The sequence below is a fragment of the Candidatus Minimicrobia vallesae genome (assembly GCF_018866205.1).
GTDB classification, from domain to species: domain Bacteria; phylum Patescibacteriota; class Saccharimonadia; order Saccharimonadales; family Saccharimonadaceae; genus Nanosynbacter; species Nanosynbacter vallesae.
Genome location: NZ_CP076459.1, coordinates 686,686 through 706,973, shown reverse-complemented (window position 1 = coordinate 706,973; position 20,288 = coordinate 686,686). Strand labels below are relative to the sequence as shown.

Genomic DNA, 20,288 nt, shown 5'->3' with positions numbered 1-20,288 from the left:
GAAAATTACTCCCTCAAATTCTGTTAACTATCTTTACTATAGCAAATATGGGGAGTTTTCCACAAGTATGAACGGAGTAGAAATGTTACTATTCAAAACAGGGGTGGAGTTTTCCACAATTAAAATTCTCATCTGTTAAAACTGTGGAAAAATATACGTCGATAGTGGAAAAGTCATTGGTCGACTTGCAAAAAGTACTGAAAGAATATATACTATTTGTTGATATGCCAAAGCGAACATTTCAACCACACACCCGACACCGTGCAAAGACGCATGGTTTTAGGGCACGAGTTTCTACCAAGGCTGGTAGGCTGGTTTTGAAGCGCCGCCGCCTAAAGGGTCGCGCTAAAATTGCTATTTAATTTATCTCATAAAAATTATCCCGTCGATGAAGGCGGGATTTTTTGATATAATTGTAAAATATGTTACAACAATGTAATCGGTTTCATGGTCATGGCAGTCTTAAGTTTGTCTATAAAAATGGACAAGCGGTTCGTTCGTCTATAGCCACGATAAAATATGTGAAAAATCCGTATCGAAATCACAGCAGGTTTGCGGTTGTTGTTAGTAAAAAAGTTCTAAAATCAGCGGTGCGTCGGAATCGTATACGTCGACGTGTTTATGAAATTATTCGCTTGGAACTGCCTAATATGAAAAATGACCAAGATGTGGCTGTTATTATATTTTCGGCGGAAGTTTTATCGATGCCACATAAAGATTTAAAACAGACGAATAAAGAATCTTTTCTCTCAAGCTCAACTGTATAAATAGGCGCTTTTTTGCTATAATTAAGACATGAGTTTTTTTGATGAGTTTATTGTTCGACCGATTTTAAATTTGCTAATGGCTATTTATAGTCTGATTCCGGATTTTGGTGTTAGCGTCATTATCTTTACGATTATTGTAAGACTTTTACTTTGGCCGCTAATTAAGAAGCAGCTTCATCAAGCAAAGGCGATGCGTAAAATGCAGCCAGAGCTAGTGAAGATTAAAAAACAGTACGCAAAAAATCCACAAATGCGTAACCTAGCGATGGTGGAGCTTTATAAAAAACACAACGTCAGTGCCTTTGGCTCAATTGGCGTTATGATTATTCAGTTGCCAATTTTGATTGCGATGTATCGAGTGGTGCAGATTTTCGTTTCTAGCCGCGCTGACTTAGGAAAATATGTTTATGATTTTATGAAAAATCTGCCGGTTGCTAATAATCTAGTAAATAATCCAGATCAATTTAATCAGAATTTCCTGGGAATTATAGATTTGACGCAACACGCGATATCAAAGAATGGTATTGTTGCTGGCTTGGTTATTTTGGCGGCAGTTGCGGCATATTTGCAATATTTAACTTCAAAACAATTGTCGCCCCAATCTGACAGCAATCGTAAGTTGCGTGACATCTTAGCTGAGGCTGGCGATGGAAAAGAGGCAGATCAGGCAGAAGTAAATGCTATTATGACGCGAAAAATGATGAAATTTATGCCAGTAATGATGTTCTTTGTGATCGTATATTTGCCGGCGGCTTTGGCGCTTTATTTGACGACAGCTAGCGCCGTGGGATATCTCCAGAATTATATTATCTTCAAGCAAGACTCTAAAGAAATGCAAGAAATTGCAGATAAAAAATCATCTCAAAAATCTAAAGCATCGACAAAAATCGACAAACGTGTTAAAAAGGCTACAGAGGCCAGGGTAACTCGGATCAAGGCTAAGGATTAAGGAGGATTTATGGACCAAATTGAAACGGTTGAATTTGTAAAAAAATATTTAGAGGATTTGCTAACGTTCTTTGACTTGAATCTGGAAGTTTCGGTAAAAATCGAAGATGGAATTGTTGTAGCTTCAATTCCACATAGCGAGCGAAGTAGTATTTTAATTGGTAGAAATGCGGAAACATTGCGTAGTATTCAGAATCTTTTGTCGACAGCGCTTCATCATAAAGCAGCGTCAACTGTTCGGGTTAATTTGGATATTGCGGACTATAAAAAGGCAGCACGCTGGAAAAAATTGCCGAAAAGGGCGCGCGGCTGGATTGGAGGAAGTCTGGATTAACTGGCGAGTCAAAGGTGGTGGATTTGAGTGCTGCTGATCGCTGGACGGTGCATCACTTTGGCTGGTGAATATAGCGATATTGATACGCATTCTGAAGGTGAAGGTCGCGAACGACGTCTGATTATTAGTCAGAAGAGTTCTTAGTGTCTTTAAAGACTATTCTGTGCGTATAGCGTGTAATTCCAAACGAGGGGCTGACTACTGTGGCGGCTAGTTTGCTAATTAATAGGGCAAGTGATTTATTTAATCCGAAGTTTATGAATATCGGTGTGATAATGGCGATAATAATTGTTTGAATTACCCATAAGCCAAAGAGTGTAACTGCGGCGAATAAAAGAAATTGTTTTTTCAAGTTTTGGGATGTTGACTTGAAAGTATATTTTTTATTTGCAAAAAATGAGAACAAAAAGGCAACGAATGTTGATATAAAATTAGCAAACTCTTTTGGGATATTTAAGAAGATTGTTAGGCCTAAAAAGTATGCCAAAATCTAGTACTGTATTAGTACTGCCAACGATAAGAAATCTTAATTTATCGGCGTGTTTTTTTAATATTTCCTGCATGATACTCCTCTATTAAATATAATGGTCTGTTTTTTGTTTCAATAAATATCCGTCCTACGTATTCGCCAATTATACCCAGAGATAATAACTGAACTCCGCCGAGGAATCAGGATGACTGCCATTAAGGAAGAATAGCCAGCTCCGGTGGAAACTCCGAACAAAGGGCGAACTAAAAGATAAATAATCCAGACTGAAAGCAATAAACGAAATGATGAATCCAAAAATAGTTGCCATTCGTAGCGGTGCGGTAGTAAAGCTGGTAATTCCGTCGATTGCCAAGTTGAGTAGTTTTCGGTAATTCCACTTGGTTTGACCAGCTAATCTTTGGGATCGCGATTGTAAAATATCTCTTTTTTCTTATATCCAATCCAGCTGAAAATTGCTTTTGTATTGCGCTGAGATTCGCGGAATTTTTGCAAAGCCTCAATGCATCGGTGATCCAGTGTTTGAAAATCTCCAGTGTCGGATTTGAATGGGGATGTTGGTTGATTTTTGCAATATCTCCTGTAATACCATTGGCTGGTTTTTTTCTTCAGCCAGGTTTCGCCTTGTCGATTGTTGCGGCGAGCATAGACGTCATCGTAATCATTTTCCCAATACGAAATCATTTCCTGGATGAGCTCTGGCGGGTCTTGTAAATCTGCATCGATAATCACCAGAGCGTCACTTTTTACGTGGTCAATTCCAGCTATCATGGCAATTTCCTTACCGAAGTTCCGCGATAGATTTATATAGCTAATTCGAGAATCTTTTTTCGATTGCTCGGCTATGATTGAAAAGGATTTATCGATGCTGCCGTCGGTTTATGATGATCTTTTTGACATTTATGCTTGGGTGTGTTTTTTGTAATATATTGTTCAAAGCTGTTTCTTTAATATTTGCGGCTTGACGTTTTCTTCATTGTGTACTGGGTTGATGATTGAGTGCACCCTTGTTTATGGTTAAAATCAAACACAATCATAAGTTTATTTCTCAGTAAAAAACTTACGAAATTTCAGCAGTCCAGTTTGATTGGGTAGTGGTCCGTCGTGGATGATGCTGCGGATGTAGTTGACGGAGACTTTGCGGTTTTTTTGGATATTTTGGGCGTTTTTTGTAGGCTGCGGGTTTGTGAATTATTGATGCTAGTGTGCCTTTGAATGCTGGCCAGCCGTTGCCGTGGCGGATTGCGCTGGCGAAAATTAGCCAATATGTTAGTAAAAATCGTATGCCTATATACCAGAATAGTTTTTCTGGGGATGTTTTTAATGAAGACTAACGGTAGGTTTTTGAAAGTATTATAGACTGCTAATCCGGGTACTTTTTTGCTGCTGGCGCCGACTTTATGATAGGCGATAGCCTTGGGCGTGAATCGAACTTTCCAGCCGGCTAATTGTGCTCGGAAGCTTAGGTCGACATCTTCGTAATACATGAAGAAGTCTTCGTCGAACATATCTATATCGTCAAAGATTTTTGCGCGATAAATCGCTCCGCCGCCAGTCGCACCAAATATTTCTCCAGGTTTAGTTGGGTGCGTTTTTTATGGGCTCATCGCGGTTTCTTGGTCCGGGCAGTCCCCATGTTGTGTAGAAATCTCCAGTTGTGTCAAGCGTTTTACTATTGCGTCTTTGTAGGATTCCGGTTGCAATTCCGCATTTTGGGTGTTTTGATAGTTGGTCGATGAGTGCTTTGCACCAGTTTTTGTCGGCTATGGCATCCGGGTTAAGTACTCCAATGTATTCAAAAGTTGTTTTTTCGTGTGTGGATTAGTCCTGTATTAATTCCTCCCGCGAATCCTAGATTGTCTGAGTTTTTGAGCAAAATAATCTTTTCTTTTTTATGTGATGATATATATTCTTCAAATACGGTAACAGAATTGTCGCTACTATTATTATCTACTATAACAATAGTAGGTTTTAAGGTTTGTTTTATTAATGAATCAACACACTCTATGGCGTCGTCGGATCCGTTCCAATTAAGAACTATAATTGCAAGTCTATTCATAATACATTAACTATTATATACTAGTATAGTGATGTGGAAGTCTTTAAATCTCTTAGATCGTCGAAATATTATACTATTGAGAGAACTTATTGTAACTGATTTTAAACTTAGATATCAGGGTTCGGTTTTAGGTTACGTATGGAGCGTATTAAAACCGTTATTCTTGTTTGCTATTTTATATGTAGTTTTTGTTCACATACTACGCTTAGATAGAGGAATACCGCATTTTCCTGTGACTATGTTATTAGGTATTGTTTTATGGTCGTTTTTTACAGAGGCAACAAGCAATGGGCTGGGGTCTATAGTAAATAGAGGAGATTTAATCAGAAAATTAAATTTTCCAAAATATATAATTGTAATTTCAGGAACGGTTTCGTCATTGATTAATTTATTTATTAATCTTGGTGTAGTTTTAATATTTATTCTACTGAATGGCGTAAGTCTTTCTTGGACTGCATTATTAATAGTGCCGCTTATTATTGAATTATACATATTTTCATTAGGTATAGCTTTATTGCTGTCTGTATTTAATGTAAAGTATCGTGATACTAGTTATATATGGGAAATATTTTTACAGGCAGCTTTTTATGCAGCCCCAATTATTTATCCAATACAGATGGCCTTGGAGCGTAGTCGTGTAGCTGCAGAATTGTTATTTATGAACCCAGTTACACAGATAATCCAAGACGCAAGGTATGCTTTGATAAATCAAGATGGGTCAATTATTAGATCTACCGATTTAATACATGACTGGCGTATTATTTTTCCATGGATAGTAATTATTGTTACGGTAATACTGGGAGTTTATTGTTTTTCTAAGAGATCACGATATTTTGCGGAGGATATTTAATAATGGCAAAAAATAATGCGGTTGAAATTGTTAACGTAACCAAGACATTTAAAATTCCAATTGAAGCAGTAACAATGCTAAAACAGAAAGTAGTAGGATTTTTACTGAGAAAAAAAGGATATAGAGATTTTACACCGTTAAAAGAAATATCTTTTAACATAAAGGAAGGTGATTTCTTTGGAATAGTTGGGAAAAATGGATCTGGTAAAAGTACCTTATTGAAATTAATAGCGGGTATTTATACACCCAATGAAGGCAGTCATTTGCACTAAGGGAAAGCTTGTTCCGTTTATAGAACTTGGTGTTGGTTTTAATCCTGAGTTGTCTGGTCGGGATAACGTGTTTCTTAATGGTGCTTTGTTGGGGTTTAGTCGTGAAGAAGTTGACTCTATGTATGGTGCGATTGTTGAGTTTGCTGAGTTGGGTGATTTTATGGAGGAGCGGTTTAAGAATTATTCGAGCGGTATGCAGGTCCGTTTAGCTTTTTCGATTGCTATTCGCGCTCATGGTGATATTTTGTTGCTTGATGAAGTTTTTGCGGTTGGCGATGAGGCTTTTCAGAAGAAGTGTTATTCGTATTTTGATAAGTTTAAGCGTGAAAAAACGTACTGTAATTTTTGTGACTCATGATATGGGGGCTGTGGAGCGTTTTTGTACTAAGGCTGTATTTCTTGAGGATGGTCACGTTAAGATGCTTGGTAAACCTTATCGTGGTTGCTGCTGCGTATAGTCTTAGTAATGAGTTAGAGTTATGCTAAGACCCATAAATTTGACCGGACGTCTGCACCTTTTGATGTAAGCATATATAATAGCAAAGGTATCGAAAGTAGTTCTTTTGAGTATAACGAATCTATTACTATAAAGTTATCCTGGAAACAAAAGGGGGTTAAGAACGTTGGAGTTGCTATATTCAGAGAAAATGGAGAATATGTATTTGGTCCTAATACATATCAAGATAAATATAGTATTAAGCATGAGAATAGAGCGGAATATACAGTCAAACTAAATCTTAACGAGGGTGACTATTTTATAAAAGTTGGATTAACTGGAGCAAGAGACATAGATACGATAGCCTTTATAGAAGAAGGTCCTCATTTTTCAGTTCAGCGAGATTACGATGGTGGTCGTTGGGGTGGTGTAACCAAGCTAGATCATAAATGGAAGTAAATATGCTACAGAATCTTAAAAATAAGATAAAAGAGGCAAAAGGTCTATTTATACGTTCTTATTGACATTACTGTATCCGTATAGGAAATATCTTGATTCTCGGGGCAGAGAAAAATATACGAGGCATGGAATTGTAAAAATGAAAATATTGTTAATAATGAGAAAATGCGAAATAACCCGCTCATATCTATTGTTGTTCCTGCTTATAATACTCCAGCTAGAATATTTAAGGGATATGGTTCAGTCGGTTGAGTCTCAATCATATGCTAATTGGGAGCTGATTATTGTTGATGATGCGTCTCCTGATACGTGCTGTGAGGGATGAAATCAGTTCTATATCGAAGGCTAATGTAAAAATAAAGCGTTTTTTTCTTAAGGCCAATCGGCATATTGCTGGGGCGACAAATTATGGTATTGATAAAGCTAGGGGTGAATATGTGGGGCTATTTGATCATGATGATGTGTTGCATCCAGATGCTTTGTTTTTTTCGAATTGTGGAGAAGATAAATGATTTGTCAGGTGTAAAATTTTTATATACTGATGAGATTAAGCTTGATGAACGCGGACGACAGTATCAACCATTTTTTAAGCCTGATTGGAATGGTGATTTTTTGCGTTCGGTCAATTATATTACGCACTTTGCTGTTATGCAGCGAGAGCTTTTTTGTTGGAGTTGGAAGTGTGAGGATGGTAATTATAATGGAGCTCAGGATTGGGAGTTTTTTTTGCGCATAACGAGGATTTTGCAGCCGCAGTCATATTGTGCATGTTTCGCAAATATTTTATTATTGGCGTGTTCATAAAAATTCTACTGCACTGGGGTTGGATGCTAAGCCTTATGTTGTTGATGCTCAGGAGAGGGCTTTAGATGATGATGTTAGGTTGCGTCAGGTGCAAGCTAGAGGTTGTTCGCGATTCAATGTATGGTGCTCAGTGGTGTTTACAGTATTTTACGCATCGCAAAAGGCATTAAGTCTAAGTAATGTATTATTTGATCGAGGCAAGCCACTGTTGGGGATGTCATTCGTGATGAAACTGCTGATATAGTAGTATTTTCGGAGAGACTATGAATTAATTGTATTGATTTTTATAGTTATCATTGGGCGATGTTTTGCGGCTTGATATTGGTGCTGTTGTTCCGTCTGTAGCTGGATGAAGATTCGAGTCATAGATAACCTTATGTCTATTTTAGATAAGAGGATAGTAGAATGTATACATATGTTAAGTCGGCGATCGTTTACTAGGCATATTTATTTAACCTCTAGATATAATCTTGGTGGTGCGATAGCTCTTCTCGTTCTATTTGTTGAGCGGAATAAGCTTGGTTTCGATTGATGGGATTAACAAGAATGGCTAGTGGGTTTCTAACTGTGGCTCTTTGTGATAAAGAGTTTAAGAACGTTATATAATCCGTATATGATGGTTAAGGAGAAAAAGATGATTCGAAGAATTAATAATCTTATAAAGAAGAGTACTCTTATAATTAAAGACGATGGAGCTTTGCGTTTTGCTAAACGTGCAGCAAAATATGCGTATTATAAGAAGTTTCCTGATAGAAAAAATAAAGAATACAAAGATATATTATTTATTAATGGTTGTACGCTACCCCATCCAGAAAGATATCGTGTCGCTCATCAAATTGAGCAGTTAATATCTCAAGGATTAACAGCTGATAGTGTTTTTTACGACAGGTTATCATTAGATCAATTAAAATATTATCGTGGATTTGTATTTTTTAGGTGTCCAATAACTGATACGGTACGTGATTTTATTAAACAAGCTAATTATTTTAATAAAACATGCTTTTTTGATATAGATGATTTGGTAATTGACCAAAAATATACCGACTCAATTGAGTATGTTCAAAAAATGAGCGATGAAGATAAACGTCTATATAATGACGGTGTCAATAGGATGCGTGAGACTCTAACTTTATGTAGTCATGCGATCACAACAACAACTCAACTACAAGAAGAGCTACAAAAATATATTAAGGGTCAAGTGTTAATAAATCGTAACGTGGCCTCTGATGAAATGATTAGTAGATCTAATGCAGCTATTAAGGCGGTAAATAAAGATGAAGACAAGGTTATTATTGGGTATTTTAGTGGCAGTATTACTCATAATGAAGATTTCGATCTTGTAATACCGAGTCTCATAAAAATATTTGATAAATATCCACACGTATACCTCAAGATAGCTGGTATTCTTGATATACCTGATATACTTGAGCCATATAAGGATAGAATTATTACATCAGGATTTGTTGATTGGCGTGAACTACCAATGGTTATGGCTGAATGTAGTATAGCTTTAGCTCCTCTTGTTGATACGATATTTAATCGAGCTAAGTCAGAGAATAAATGGATTGAGGCTGCGCTTGTAAAAGTTCCTATTATAGCTAGCGAAGTTGGTGCTTTTTCAGAAAAAGTTGAAAATTGTTCTACGGGAATATTGGTAAAAAATACTGACAAAGAATGGTTTAAGGCTATGGATTTGCTTGTGTCAGACTCGGCTTTGCGCGGTAAACTTGCAGATAAAGCTCACGAGGAGATAATTCATAACTATTCGACGGTGTACACTGGCTATAACCTAGCTTCGTTTATTAGGAAGCATTTGGCGCGAAATATCGGTTTCATTCTGCCGTCGACCGATATTTCAGGGGGAGTAATTGTCGCCTTAAAGCATGCTGATGTACTAAGAAGACATGGCTGGGACGTGACGCTAATTGACGCAGTCAGTAAACACGCTCTAAAAATCGCTAAGAAAACCTATAGTTATAGATATGAGTTGCCTGGATTTAATGTCGTTGCTATGCACAAAACTAAAATGAAAGCATTTTTTGACACGCAGGTTGCAACGTTGTGGTCAACTGTCGAGTTAGTTAAGAAGCAGCCTAATGTTCGTAATCGGCTTTATTTTGTGCAAAACTTTGAAACGGATTTTTATATACCAGGCACTGGCGAGCCGCGCTTTTTAGCGAACGCTTCTTACTGCGATCAATCTGGTATACGGTATATTACGATGTCACTATGGTGTCAGAAGTGGTTGAAAGATGTCTTTCATAAAGAATCCGAGTATGTCTCAAATGGAATTGATCTTGAATTGTACCCATATCGCGAACGGGATTTTACGGGCAAAATAAAGCTACTTATTGAAGGCGACAGCAAAAGTGAGTATAAAAATACTGACGAAGCTTTTCGTATCGTTGAGAGGCTTGACCCTGATAAATTTGAGATTTTGTATTTATCATATCGCAAGGAACCAAAAGATTGGTACCGAGTCGATAGATTTTATAATCGTATTGCTCCAGAAAAAGTTGGAGAAGTGTACGCAAGCTGCGATATTTTGATTAAAACTAGTATCGTTGAGAGCTTTTCATATCCGCCGCTTGAAATGATGGCGACTGGCGGCGTATCTGTTGTAGTACCAAATGGTGGCAATGTTGAATATCTAAAAGATGATTACAACTGTCTATTTTATCGCCAAGGCGATATCGATGCGGGCGTTGCAGCTGTCGAAAAGTTACTAAACGATAAAAAACTGCGCGATAAAATCATTAAAAATGGTCAAAAAACTGCTCAAGCTTATCAGTGGAGTAAGCTTGAGCAGCGGATTGTTGATATATACAAATAGAGATTCTATTTTTCAACAAGCTTTATCCTAACAGCTTCAATGTGTGATCCTGGTTTATCGCCGGCAACCTCACCGTTCTTTTTCCACTCTTGCCAACCAATCCATGATAGGTGAGTTTGGTAGTAAATATCATATTTCTTGGCGTCGGTTTCACTGAGGGATAGTTTTATGCCATTGAGCGCTTTTGTTTGGCCGGTAGTGCCGCAGATTTGTTGTTCAGTCACAGGTATATCTGCCGACCAAGGGTCGTTAGCCGATTTTGACGAGCAGCGGATGGTGATGGTCGATCCGTCGCGTTGTGATATAGCTTTGGCAATGCGTAGTGCTTCAACGGCGAACGATCGCCCCGTTGTACCAGACATGACACCCTGGGATACATTTGGTATCCAGCCAACATAGCTGACGTGGGTTGAATAGCTGAGATCATACAAATCTGGGACAGGCGTATTGGCTGGGTTGTAGAATGCGCCGCTAGGTAGGGCGATTGAATTTTTTGGCACTATACGAATCTGGATGGCCTCAAGCTGTCTGGTTGCGCCAGTTGATCCGGCTGGCTCGCCATTTTTTGCCCAACCCATCCAGCCGACATACTGCGAATAAGCACGATACCAGATATCGTATGATTTTGCAAGGTCGCTAGTGAGCATAAAACGAATTGCTTCGACTGATTTGAACTGACCAGTAGTGCCTGATATTTCGTTTGCATTTTTCCAGTCTTGCCAGCCAACCCATGAGACGTGAGACGAATAGCGAAGGTCGCCAGAAATGCCAGTTTTATTAATAAGGGAGGCTTTGACGGCTTCAATCCGACGGCTTTGGCCGGTAGTGCCGCTAATCATTTCATCAGTGACTGCTGGTTGCCAGCCAACCATGCCAACGTGCGAGCTAATTGAGACTGCTAACGGCGAAGAATCTCCCTTTGTGCTAATATTCTTGAAAGCTTGGCCTGAATCTTCTGGGGCGCTAGATCCTTTGTGAACAAGCCGGATTTCTAAGGCCTCTATGTTATTTCCAGGTCCGCCCGTTATGCCGGCTGGCTCGCCATTTTTTGCCCAGCCCATCCAGCCGACATAGCTGACATGCGTGCGGTAGTATAAGTCATATTTTGCAGCAAGCGATCCAGTTGGCTGGATTTTGACTGCTTGAATAGGCCGGTTGAGATCGGTTGTGCCAGACTGCATACCTCCATAGACAGTTGGCTGCCAACCGCGTTCCTCGCTATACGACGAATAGGTAACTTCACCGTCGATACTGAAGGCTTGCATGGATTTGCTCTGGCCGGTAAAGCCAGTAATGCCGCGATTGTGTACTAGTCCAGTCCAGCCATAGTAGCTAATATGCGATTTGAAACTAATGATTGGACGGCTGTACTGGGTCGATCCAAACCAGTCGTTCCAAACGCGCCAAAAGTTACGATTGCCATAAGCGCTGCAATGGTCGCCTAGTCCGTACATATTATTAAGAGCGGCCTGATTTGGTTGATACGGGGTGTAAGTATATAGTGCAGCTGTTGCTTTGCTGGATATATAAACATCTCCAGCGCCACAGCCACTCTGTACTACATTCCATAGGATTGAGTTAGTTGCAAATGGTTTTTTATATTTCCACCAAGGTTTTTCCATGTTATCAAGATACTGACGCATTAGCTGAGCACCAGATTCTACCTGCATGGAAAAACCAGCATAGTTGCGGTCGCAGTTAGCGCTACCTCCAGGGCCGCTATCTGGGCAATGCGAGCCCATGGCGTAAGTATATTGACTCTGCAACGGCCAATTATCTGTGGTGAGTGGGCCGGCCGATTCAGTAGCGATTTTAACTAAAATTACTTTTGGACTTAGATTATTGCGTTTTGCTGCATCATAAATTATCTGTGCAGCACTGACAGCACCTTGTGGAATTGAGCCACTAAAGTTGTTAGCTGGTATATAATCGCCAGGTGAATATTTGGGGACTTCGTAATAATCTTTTAAGCAAATATATGGTGGTCCTGCCCAACCTCTGGATGCTGCATATTGAGCACGCGTAATATCGCCCCTTCCTCTTTCTGTAGCACGTCCTGTTCCGTATGTATCACAACTTGGATTTATGCTATTAAGAAATGCTTGAATGTCAGCAACTGTCATGTCGTCGGAGTTTGTGAATATGAAATCGTCGACTATATTGCCCGCTTTCCAATCGCTAGAAGTGATGGCGCCTGACTGATTGGCAAAAAAAACTAGGCCTAATACACCAATAGCAGTGGCTATTGTTGAGATAAAAATTTTAAATTTTGCCATCATATATCCTTTATCATCTTTTTATTTATAGACTTGCCATTGATGGGTGTTACGGAAAGAGAGATGTCCCAGCTGCCATTGCCAACAGATGAGACAGGAACTGAAAATCCAGCGCAGGTTGAGTATTCTGGTTGATATATAATTTCTGCCTCTTGAGAATATTTCTTTCCATTTACGGTTATTATTAGTAGACATTTACCTTGTGAATATCCCTGTTCTTTTAGTTTTGCAATAATCGTAACATTGCTACCATCTTTATTTGCAGATAATTCTATCGAAGAATTATTTACTGGAACGGGTGCTGGTTTACTTTTTTCAACAGACTTTTTCTTGTCGTCTTTACTATTATCCAAAAAAGAGTCCTTGGTATCCTGATTAGTTTTTTCTTCAGATTTTTTCTCTTGTTGAGTTGGTTCTTTGGAAATATTTAATATGGTGTCTTTTGATAAAATTGATATAACACCAAGCTTATCAAGTGCAAAAACAGATAAGCAGGCTATGACGACAAATACCGCAGAAGTAAATAATATATCTTTTGTTATATTAGAACTATCAATATAATACTTATCAAATAATTCTTCTTTTATTTTTAAACTTTTAAATTGGAGTTTAGAAAACCACTTTTTATTTATAAGTCCATAAGACACATTAATTGATGATTCTATAAGTTTATTTGTTATTTTCATTGGACATACTAAAGCACTTTCAATTATTGCATATTCACATATATTGTCTCTTTTTGACAATATATCTAATAAAATTTGTGCTCCTAGTGAAAGTCCTCCTATAAGTTTAACATTTCCGTTATAATTATTATCAATATATTCAATTATTTCATTTGCATTACTTTCAATAGAAGTAAAATCTCTATCACTTCCTGAATGAGCATCTGATATTGGTCATATTAACATTCTAATTGCTTTTTAATATTTCTGACACTTCTTCATAATTTCACCATGATCATGCTCTACCATGTAATAACATCCTGGTCTTTTTTATTGTAGTGAAGGAGAGAAAGGAAGAGGAGGGAAAACAGAGGAATAAGTATAAACAGTGGTAAGTGGTATTTGAACGATGAAAAGTCACCGACACTACCGCGTAGTACGACATCTGTATATCCAATAGTTGGGCTGATGTATGTATTAAACAATATAGCAATAAACTTAAGAGGATTACTATGTAGAGGGTTGTGCGCTGCTCCGGTGGTGAGCAGAGGTTGACCATATATTTTTTGCCAAATTAGTATACTGATAATCGCAGCGATACCAGTTACTACTAATATAGTCCACTTCTGAATATTAAATGGTAGACGTTCGTTTTTGTTGGGCGAGAATAGACGCTTTGGTAAAAACAGAAGAGGAAATAACAGTAAGGCATTTACAGATTTGGTTAGGGTAAGGAATACCCCTGTACAGATAAGAGCGATTGTTTGTTTATGCGATAACTTATCCTTTTGGGTGAATAGGTTCAGGATAAAAGCAGTAATTGTAAAGACTGCCACATTTGTCATGCAGTCGCTAGATAGCGACGACGCCATATGAACCATTAGTGGAATAAGTCCAATTGCTGTAAAAGCCCATTTGCCGATACGCACCCACTTGATAATGAGATAGACGGCAATTGAATAGAAAAGTACGTTAGCAAGACGCCCGAATAAGATAGTTAAGCCTGTAGATCCATTAAATAAACTTGCTATACCGATGCCGATAGCTTGAGGTAAGTGCATAATTGGCGGATAACCAGATGCGCTACTGCATTTATCAATATTAAGAGAGCTACGATCTATAGGTTTTGAGTAGTCTGATGAAAAATTCCCTTCATAAACTGAACCAGCTCTTTTTGCTACATCTTTAGGAAGCGTACATCGTGATCCAGACTCTACGCGACCTTGAGATATTCCATAGGCGCGTAGATAATGCATATTTTCATCGCTGACTGACAATTGTGGAACTAATATTGCAGACAATACCCCAAAAAATAAAGACAACGATATAAAAACATTCTCAGGCTTTTTAATAAATGATAAGAAATAGGACCAATATTTTTTCATAACTGTTTTTATTCTAGCACATTGTCACTGGATATTATTTAAAACTCCACACTGTCTCAAAAATATAGAACCTAAGTATTAAGGCTAGTCCAAAGAACATAATTAGGTTAAATACTTTTTCATTCTTAGTTTTTACATTAATATACTTCTGTAGCCACAATCCTACCGGTACTAACATAACTGCTGTTGCTGTGAAATATCTACCTTGAACACCGTCCGCATAATAAGCACCTTCACCAAATCTAAATGGAAGCAATGCCCACGCTGTATACATAGCATATGACACCGCACAAACAAACATTCCAATTGTCGCCAAATTATACACTGCCAACTTACCAGTCTGCTCTCCTAATAACTCCTGGTCTTTTTTGTTGTAGTGAAGGAGAGAGAGGAAGAGGAGGGAAAATGATGGTATTAAGACAAAAAGAGGAAGCCCATATTTAAAAGCAGAAAATGCACCGATTATTCCTCTGATAATATCGTCAGATACTGGTAGTCTTGGATTAATGTATGTATTAAACAATATAGCGATAAACTTAAGAGGATTACTATGTAGAGGGTTATGCGGTGCGCCAGTGGTGAGTAGGGGTTGTGTGTATATATGAAGCCACGCTATTAAACAAAGGCCTGCTAATATTGCTGCTGCTGAGAGAACCAACCATTTTTGCGGAATAAAAGATATTTTTGATTTTTTATCTGGAACAAAGAGGCGCTTTGGCAAGAAAATGACTGGTGATAATAAGAGTATTGTTACCGACTTTGTGAGAATTAACAAGCAGGCTACAGCAATAATAAGCAACTGCTGTTGTCGAGTTAACGGGCTTTTTTGACTAAAGAAATTTAATGTAGCAGCAATAGCGGTAAAAATTGCGATATTTGTCACACTATCTCCGGAAAGAGACGCTGCCAAATGTATCATTAGCGGAAATAGGCCGGTTGCTACGAATGCCCATTTGCCAACGCGTACCCATTTTATGATGAAATAAAGAGCAAATGAATAAAATATTAGGTTGGCTAATCTTCCGAATATAATAGTTATCCCAAGTGAACCGTGTACGAGATTTGCCAAAATGATACCAATTGTCTGCGGTAGATGCATAATTGGAGGATAGCCAGTTGCGCTACTGCATTTCCCTGTCTCTGTATCGCTACGATTTATAGTTTTCTTATAGCTAGTTACGAAATTATTTACATCTGCTTCTTTTGCTTTTAATACCACTTCTTTAGGTAAAGTACAGGCAACTCCTGATTCAATTTTTCCTTGGGATAGCCCATAGGCCCGCATATAATGTACACCTTCGTCATTGATTGATAGCAGAGGTACGGTGGCTGCCGACAACACTCCAAAAAACAATGACAAAGATATAAAGACATTTTCAGGCTTTTTAATAAAAGATAAGAATAAAGACCAATATTTTTTCATATACTAAGCAAATTATAAAGTAGAGTAGTTTATTGAGCAAACTTGCTATACTAATGATATGCAATCGCAGAAAAAGGACTACATCTGGAACTCGTTAGGTTCATTGTTACAGAGTGCAATTTCACCAGTATTATTGATTGTTATTACGCGGTTGAATGGCATCGAGGATTCTGGGTTATTTTCGTTTGCGCTGTCGCTTTCGGTGGTGTTTTGGGCGGTTTCTTTATGGGGTGGTCGGACCTATCAAGTATCTGATATTAAGCGGGAATTTTCGAGTGGCGGCTATGTTGCTGTACGCTTCGTCGCATCACTCATTGTGGCGATTTCCGCGGTAGCATTTTGCTTCCTTAACGGATATAACACTACAAAGACAGGTCTGATCATGATTTTGGTAACCTTTAAGATACTAGAATCAATCGCCGACTCGCTATACGGTGTCCTGCAAATTCATCATAAGCTATATATCGCTGGCATATCATTAACTATGAAAGCGATGCTTGGTTTTGCGGCGTTCATGGCGGTTGACATTGTCACTAAAAATGTCATATACGGCACGTTGGCAATATTATTGATTAATATGCTGATTATATTCCTCTACGATATACTTTGGGTGCGGCGCGTTGAAACTATCAGTATAAGTAAAAAATTATGCAAAGAGTATATCACCCAGGCTGTTGTCATCATGAAACACACTTCAGTGGTGTTCGTTGTGATGTTTTTGACGATGTTTTCACTCAATATCCCGCGGTATTTTTTGGACAAGTCCCATCCTGACCAAATTGGCTATTTTGGCATTATGGCGATGCCAATTACGCTCCTTGGACTCTTCATATCGTTTATCATTCAGCCGAATGTCGTGAATTTGTCTGAGTTATTAGCAAAAGGAAAATTGAAGGAGTTCGCGCGAATTGTTGGTAAGATTAATCAAATAACTTTTGGGATGGGCGTACTTTCAGTTGTCCTGAGCTATTTGATTGGTGTTTGGATGCTTAACGTTATTTTTGGCATCAATATCAATAATTTCCGCCTTGATTTGACTATTATGGTGATTGGCGCGGCGGCGAACGCTTTTGTGTCGATTTATGTTAATTTGCTGATAATTATGCGTCGGTTTAAGGGGCAGTTTTATACATTGCTACTCACAGATGTTTTGGCGGTAGTGATGTCTATATGCCTGATTGAGCAGTTGGCGATGTTGGGTAGTGTGTTAGTTTTTATGCTGATCAGCTTTTTGCAACTAGCACTTCTGTTGGTTATCTACAAGCGGTCACTAAAAGATGCTATAATAATTGACAAGAGAAAAGGGGAGTTATGAGTAAGAAGTATGTAATTGTGGGAGCAAGTGGACAACTGGGTAGGGCGCTGTGTGTTATGTTTCCAGACGCCAAGGCGTTATCACGAGAAGAATTAGATATATCCGATGAAGCGCAAATAGACGCGTTTGATTGGTCGAAATACGACGTTATCATAAATGCGGCAGCCTTGGTTAACGCTGATGGTTCTGAGACAGACGACCTGCGTGCTAAGACGTGGTTGGCGAATGCTTATGGTCCACGCAACCTAGCTAAGATTGCTATTGAGCAGAATAAGACCCTTGTCCACTATTCATCAGATTATGTCTGGGACGGTCGGGAGAAAAACCATCAAGATGATGAAGTGGTTGCGCCTCTTTTGGTTTATGGAGAAAGTAAGGCGGCGGGTGATTTGGTGGTTAGCTTAGTGCCAAAACACTACATTATGCGGGTATCTTGGGTCGTTGGTGACGGTCACAATATGCCAAAAACTATGAAAAAATTGGCGGATATGCGCATCAATCCAAAAGTAGTTAATGATCAGTTTGGTCGGCTGACGTTTGCGTCAGAGATTGCTCGAGCTACTAAATATTTCTTAGATAATAACGTAGCATACGGACTATACAATGTCACTAACGAAGGTCCAGTTAAATCATGGTATGAAATTGCTGCCGATGTGTTCGAATACGCCGGACATGACCGCAATCGTGTGCAACCAATTTCTACCGAGGAATACGCTGCCAGCAAACCAGGCTTTGCGCCACGACCACTCAATAGTGATATGGACTTGTCGAAGTTGCGTCGAGCAGGTTTCACGCCAAGAGACTACACGGACATGTTGAAAGCATTACATTAAACAACTACCGGTTAATGGATAGGAATTACAAGCATGAATAAAGAATTCTAAACGTTATATATCAGAGTGATGACAATTATGCCGTAGTCATACAATATCTATTGTGTCACTTTTGGAGAACAACAAACATTTGAAAGAGATTAATATTTTTTATCTCGGACACCAGCTCAAAAAAGATGGCATTAACAAATTCAACAAAATGACTGGAAATTATAAGAATACCACAATTACGTTTGTTGATGTCTCAAGCTACCATGATGAACTGAAAGAGATCGGCGTTAAGGCTTGGAAGGGGCTGTATATCACGTGGTATAAGATGTTGGCGTTTGCTAAGCTTGATATTAAAACGGACCGAATTTTGTACATTAACCCGCACACGGTGATTAGTGGTGCGCTTGATGGTCTTCTGGAGCTTGATTTCGAGGGTAATGTGATGGCTCTGTCGTACGACGCTACCATGGTGAACGCGCACAAAGATGTCATTGGTTTGAAACCAACCGACGGCTACTTTAACTGTGGAATTATGCTTATCAATCACAAAAAATGGATGAAAGATAAGATTGATGCCAAGATGCGCGAGCATTTGCGGCACAATAGCTACGAGGTGGCTGACCAAGATTTGTGCAACGTGTTTTTCAAAGGTAAGATCAAGAAAGTTGGTGTGGAATATAACTTTTCGACCGTTTTCTATGGCTATGACATTAAAAAATATATTAAGGCCAATGGTTTCTTGCCAGAGAGTTTTTATAGTTATGATGAAATCATGGAGAGTTACTACACGCCGAAGATCATTCATTCGCAGTTTGGTGTGAACGGTAGGCCGTGGCAGCAGGGTAACGATAATCCAGTTGGTTTTTTGTGGCGTAAATATTTGAAACTAACGCCCTGGAAAAACGCTAAAATGCCAGTAGCCAAGAAGGACATAAACTGGCGACTGTATGACCTATTGCCGCAATCGATAATCGTCAATCTGTATGCGTGGGCGGTTAATCGTAAGTTTGCAAAGACAAAATAGTAAATTAATTAAGTTATAAGATAAGCATTAAAACCGCGACGAGAAACTATGAATGCGTGATGTCACGCGAAGTTTTGCTGCTCGTGCGGCTTTTTTCCAGCCAATCTCATTAAACCTATCGGAAAAATTATCATAGACTTCGTTCTCTTCCTTGAATCGGACACCATTTTTACCTTTTTCCTTGCTAGATAACGACTCGGCAAAACGGCGGTATTGAAAAGTTTCTGTTGTGTCAAAACAAAGCGAAGCGCCATCAATAATCATGGTTAATTCGACGATGACGTCTTCAAGGATTTTATATCTTGGATCGAATGAATATTTTTTAAGTGTGCTAGTTCTCCAGACAATAGACGGAAAATAGAGCCAATTGCCATGACAAAGTGACGTAGCGAGTTTTTCGCCAGACAGTATGCCAGATTTTTTAGGTTGCAGTATTCTTTTTGCTTTATCGACAAGCGGTAGATATACGTTACTTTTGTCGTCGATTATTTGTACGCCAGGCTGGTAAAAATCAGCTTCGTTGATATTCTTTAATGCGGTTTCGACGTAATTGGGCAATAGTTTATCGTCGCATCCCATAATTACACAAAAAGGAGCACTTGCATGTTTGATTGCATAATTAAAATTGTTAGTAATACCTATATTTTTACGGTGCCTAATATATGTGATGCGTTTGTCGTTAATTTTACTGTAATAGTTTTTGGCAGTCTCATCTGGATAATGATCGTCAAGAATGGTTAGGCGCCATGCATCACTAGTTTGTTCTAATACCGAGTCAACCGCCTGTTTTAATAAAGAAAATTCTCCCCAATATGGAATTATTATATCTATTCTATTTTTCATTTGATAACCTTATGGACAATTCCTGATGTAAATCTCTAGCCTTCGTTCGTTTTGATCAATACGTTGACGCTGATTGTTGATTATGTAAAATAATAAAATTATTGCTGTGGTTTGTAATATATCAAATACACTTAATTCCGATGAGTCGAGTGGTGGGTGATTTATTGAAATATTATAAAGTGGAAACGATCCTACTAACACAACCATAATAATTAGCCAGATAATCAGTTGATGTTTGAAGCGTGTCGCGCTGACTCTACGGAGCTTAAATTGGGTGATTATAT

22 protein-coding genes and 1 pseudogene are annotated in these 20,288 nt (G+C 38.5%); 14 read left to right on the top strand and 9 right to left on the bottom strand.

All coding sequences use genetic code 11. From position 1 onward, the window contains the following. The first annotated feature begins 143 nt into the window (after nt 1-143). Genes rpmH through KOY49_RS04805 form a run of 4 tightly spaced genes read left to right on the top strand, consistent with a single transcriptional unit; the run spans nt 144 to nt 2,049 of the window. On the top strand, nt 144-362 hold the full coding sequence (gene rpmH, locus KOY49_RS05515) for a 50S ribosomal protein L34 (protein ID WP_376787521.1): 219 nt from the start codon (nt 144-146) through the stop codon (nt 360-362). Between the two features lie 60 nt (nt 363-422). Further along, nucleotides 423-767: a ribonuclease P protein component gene (rnpA, locus tag KOY49_RS04815; RefSeq protein ID WP_232736203.1), complete on the top strand. Its 345-nt coding sequence runs from the start codon at nt 423-425 to the stop codon at nt 765-767. Nucleotides 768-795: 28 nt separating this feature from the next. After that, entirely contained in the window at nt 796-1,716 is a 921-nt protein-coding gene (locus KOY49_RS04810) for a YidC/Oxa1 family membrane protein insertase (RefSeq protein ID WP_232736202.1), read from the top strand. A gap of 9 nt (nt 1,717-1,725) precedes the next feature. Beyond that, complete coding sequence (locus tag KOY49_RS04805; RefSeq protein WP_232736201.1) at nt 1,726-2,049, top strand: KH domain-containing protein; 324 nt, start codon at nt 1,726-1,728, stop codon at nt 2,047-2,049. A 124-nt stretch (nt 2,050-2,173) separates the two neighbouring features. On the opposite strand, the gene KOY49_RS04800 is transcribed toward KOY49_RS04805, so the two are convergent. The 4 genes from KOY49_RS04800 to KOY49_RS04785 all read right to left on the bottom strand — a co-directional run bounded on the left by KOY49_RS04800 (nt 2,174) and on the right by KOY49_RS04785 (nt 4,595). Then, nucleotides 2,174-2,536: a GtrA family protein gene (locus KOY49_RS04800; RefSeq protein ID WP_232736200.1), complete on the bottom strand. Its 363-nt coding sequence runs from the start codon at nt 2,534-2,536 to the stop codon at nt 2,174-2,176. Between the two features lie 393 nt (nt 2,537-2,929). Further along, the gene (locus KOY49_RS05295; RefSeq protein WP_332873945.1) at nt 2,930-3,352 is read right to left on the bottom strand and encodes a glycosyltransferase; all 423 of its coding nucleotides are present in this window, start codon (nt 3,350-3,352) and stop codon (nt 2,930-2,932) included. Between the two features lie 254 nt (nt 3,353-3,606). Then, nucleotides 3,607-4,050 (bottom strand): glycosyltransferase family 2 protein, encoded by a 444-nt coding sequence (locus KOY49_RS04790; protein ID WP_332873944.1) that lies wholly within the window; start codon nt 4,048-4,050, stop codon nt 3,607-3,609. A 281-nt stretch (nt 4,051-4,331) separates the two neighbouring features. Next, a complete protein-coding gene (locus KOY49_RS04785) occupies nt 4,332-4,595 on the bottom strand; it encodes a glycosyltransferase family 2 protein (RefSeq protein WP_232736199.1) in 264 nt (87 codons plus the stop codon). A 31-nt stretch (nt 4,596-4,626) separates the two neighbouring features. Here KOY49_RS04785 and KOY49_RS04780 point away from each other — a divergent pair, with 31 nt between their 5' ends. The 7 genes and pseudogenes from KOY49_RS04780 (at nt 4,627) to KOY49_RS04755 (ending at nt 10,249) form a co-directional block, all read left to right on the top strand. Beyond that, a complete protein-coding gene (locus tag KOY49_RS04780; RefSeq protein WP_232736572.1) occupies nt 4,627-5,445 on the top strand; it encodes an ABC transporter permease in 819 nt (272 codons plus the stop codon). Between the two features lie 2 nt (nt 5,446-5,447). Next, nucleotides 5,448-6,151: pseudogene (locus KOY49_RS05135) on the top strand (ABC transporter ATP-binding protein); the annotation flags it as partial. Between the two features lie 95 nt (nt 6,152-6,246). Continuing rightward, a complete protein-coding gene (locus KOY49_RS05510) occupies nt 6,247-6,612 on the top strand; it encodes a Wzt carbohydrate-binding domain-containing protein (protein ID WP_376787543.1) in 366 nt (121 codons plus the stop codon). A 139-nt stretch (nt 6,613-6,751) separates the two neighbouring features. Beyond that, nucleotides 6,752-6,937: a glycosyltransferase gene (locus KOY49_RS05505; protein WP_376787520.1), complete on the top strand. Its 186-nt coding sequence runs from the start codon at nt 6,752-6,754 to the stop codon at nt 6,935-6,937. Continuing rightward, nucleotides 6,903-7,124 carry a glycosyltransferase gene (locus KOY49_RS04765; RefSeq protein ID WP_232736197.1) on the top strand — a complete coding sequence of 74 codons (222 nt, stop codon included), beginning with the start codon at nt 6,903-6,905 and terminating at the stop codon, nt 7,122-7,124. Before KOY49_RS05505 ends, KOY49_RS04765 begins: the two co-directional genes overlap by 35 nt. Next, the gene (locus tag KOY49_RS04760; protein WP_232736196.1) at nt 7,108-7,416 is read left to right on the top strand and encodes a glycosyltransferase family protein; all 309 of its coding nucleotides are present in this window, start codon (nt 7,108-7,110) and stop codon (nt 7,414-7,416) included. The genes KOY49_RS04765 and KOY49_RS04760 overlap by 17 nt, the downstream gene beginning before the upstream one ends. Before the next feature lie 634 nt (nt 7,417-8,050). Then, nucleotides 8,051-10,249 (top strand): glycosyltransferase, encoded by a 2,199-nt coding sequence (locus KOY49_RS04755; protein WP_232736195.1) that lies wholly within the window; start codon nt 8,051-8,053, stop codon nt 10,247-10,249. 5 nt (nt 10,250-10,254) lie between these two features. Here KOY49_RS04755 and KOY49_RS04750 read toward each other — a convergent pair whose 3' ends face one another. The 4 genes from KOY49_RS04750 to KOY49_RS04735 all read right to left on the bottom strand — a co-directional run bounded on the left by KOY49_RS04750 (nt 10,255) and on the right by KOY49_RS04735 (nt 15,998). Next, nucleotides 10,255-12,528 (bottom strand): hypothetical protein, encoded by a 2,274-nt coding sequence (locus KOY49_RS04750; RefSeq protein ID WP_039327900.1) that lies wholly within the window; start codon nt 12,526-12,528, stop codon nt 10,255-10,257. Next, on the bottom strand, nt 12,525-13,271 hold the full coding sequence (locus tag KOY49_RS04745; protein ID WP_232736194.1) for a hypothetical protein: 747 nt from the start codon (nt 13,269-13,271) through the stop codon (nt 12,525-12,527). Before KOY49_RS04745 ends, KOY49_RS04750 begins: the two co-directional genes overlap by 4 nt. Before the next feature lie 221 nt (nt 13,272-13,492). Further along, nucleotides 13,493-14,575, bottom strand: a complete 1,083-nt coding sequence (locus tag KOY49_RS04740; protein ID WP_232736193.1) for a DUF2142 domain-containing protein — start codon at nt 14,573-14,575, stop codon at nt 13,493-13,495. A 34-nt stretch (nt 14,576-14,609) separates the two neighbouring features. Continuing rightward, nucleotides 14,610-15,998 (bottom strand): DUF2142 domain-containing protein, encoded by a 1,389-nt coding sequence (locus KOY49_RS04735; protein WP_232736192.1) that lies wholly within the window; start codon nt 15,996-15,998, stop codon nt 14,610-14,612. Between the two features lie 58 nt (nt 15,999-16,056). Here KOY49_RS04735 and KOY49_RS04730 point away from each other — a divergent pair, with 58 nt between their 5' ends. From KOY49_RS04730 to KOY49_RS04720, 3 genes are all read left to right on the top strand, one after another. Further along, nucleotides 16,057-17,313, top strand: coding sequence for a lipopolysaccharide biosynthesis protein (locus KOY49_RS04730; RefSeq protein WP_039327892.1), 1,257 nt, complete (start codon nt 16,057-16,059; stop codon nt 17,311-17,313). Continuing rightward, complete coding sequence (locus KOY49_RS04725) at nt 17,310-18,146, top strand: SDR family oxidoreductase (RefSeq protein WP_232736191.1); 837 nt, start codon at nt 17,310-17,312, stop codon at nt 18,144-18,146. Before KOY49_RS04730 ends, KOY49_RS04725 begins: the two co-directional genes overlap by 4 nt. A 130-nt stretch (nt 18,147-18,276) precedes the next feature. Next, entirely contained in the window at nt 18,277-19,161 is an 885-nt protein-coding gene (locus KOY49_RS04720; RefSeq protein WP_232736190.1) for a glycosyltransferase family 8 protein, read from the top strand. 27 nt (nt 19,162-19,188) lie between these two features. On the opposite strand, the gene KOY49_RS04715 is transcribed toward KOY49_RS04720, so the two are convergent. After that, complete coding sequence (locus tag KOY49_RS04715; RefSeq protein WP_232736189.1) at nt 19,189-20,004, bottom strand: glycosyltransferase family 2 protein; 816 nt, start codon at nt 20,002-20,004, stop codon at nt 19,189-19,191. Nucleotides 20,005-20,288 lie beyond the last annotated feature (284 nt).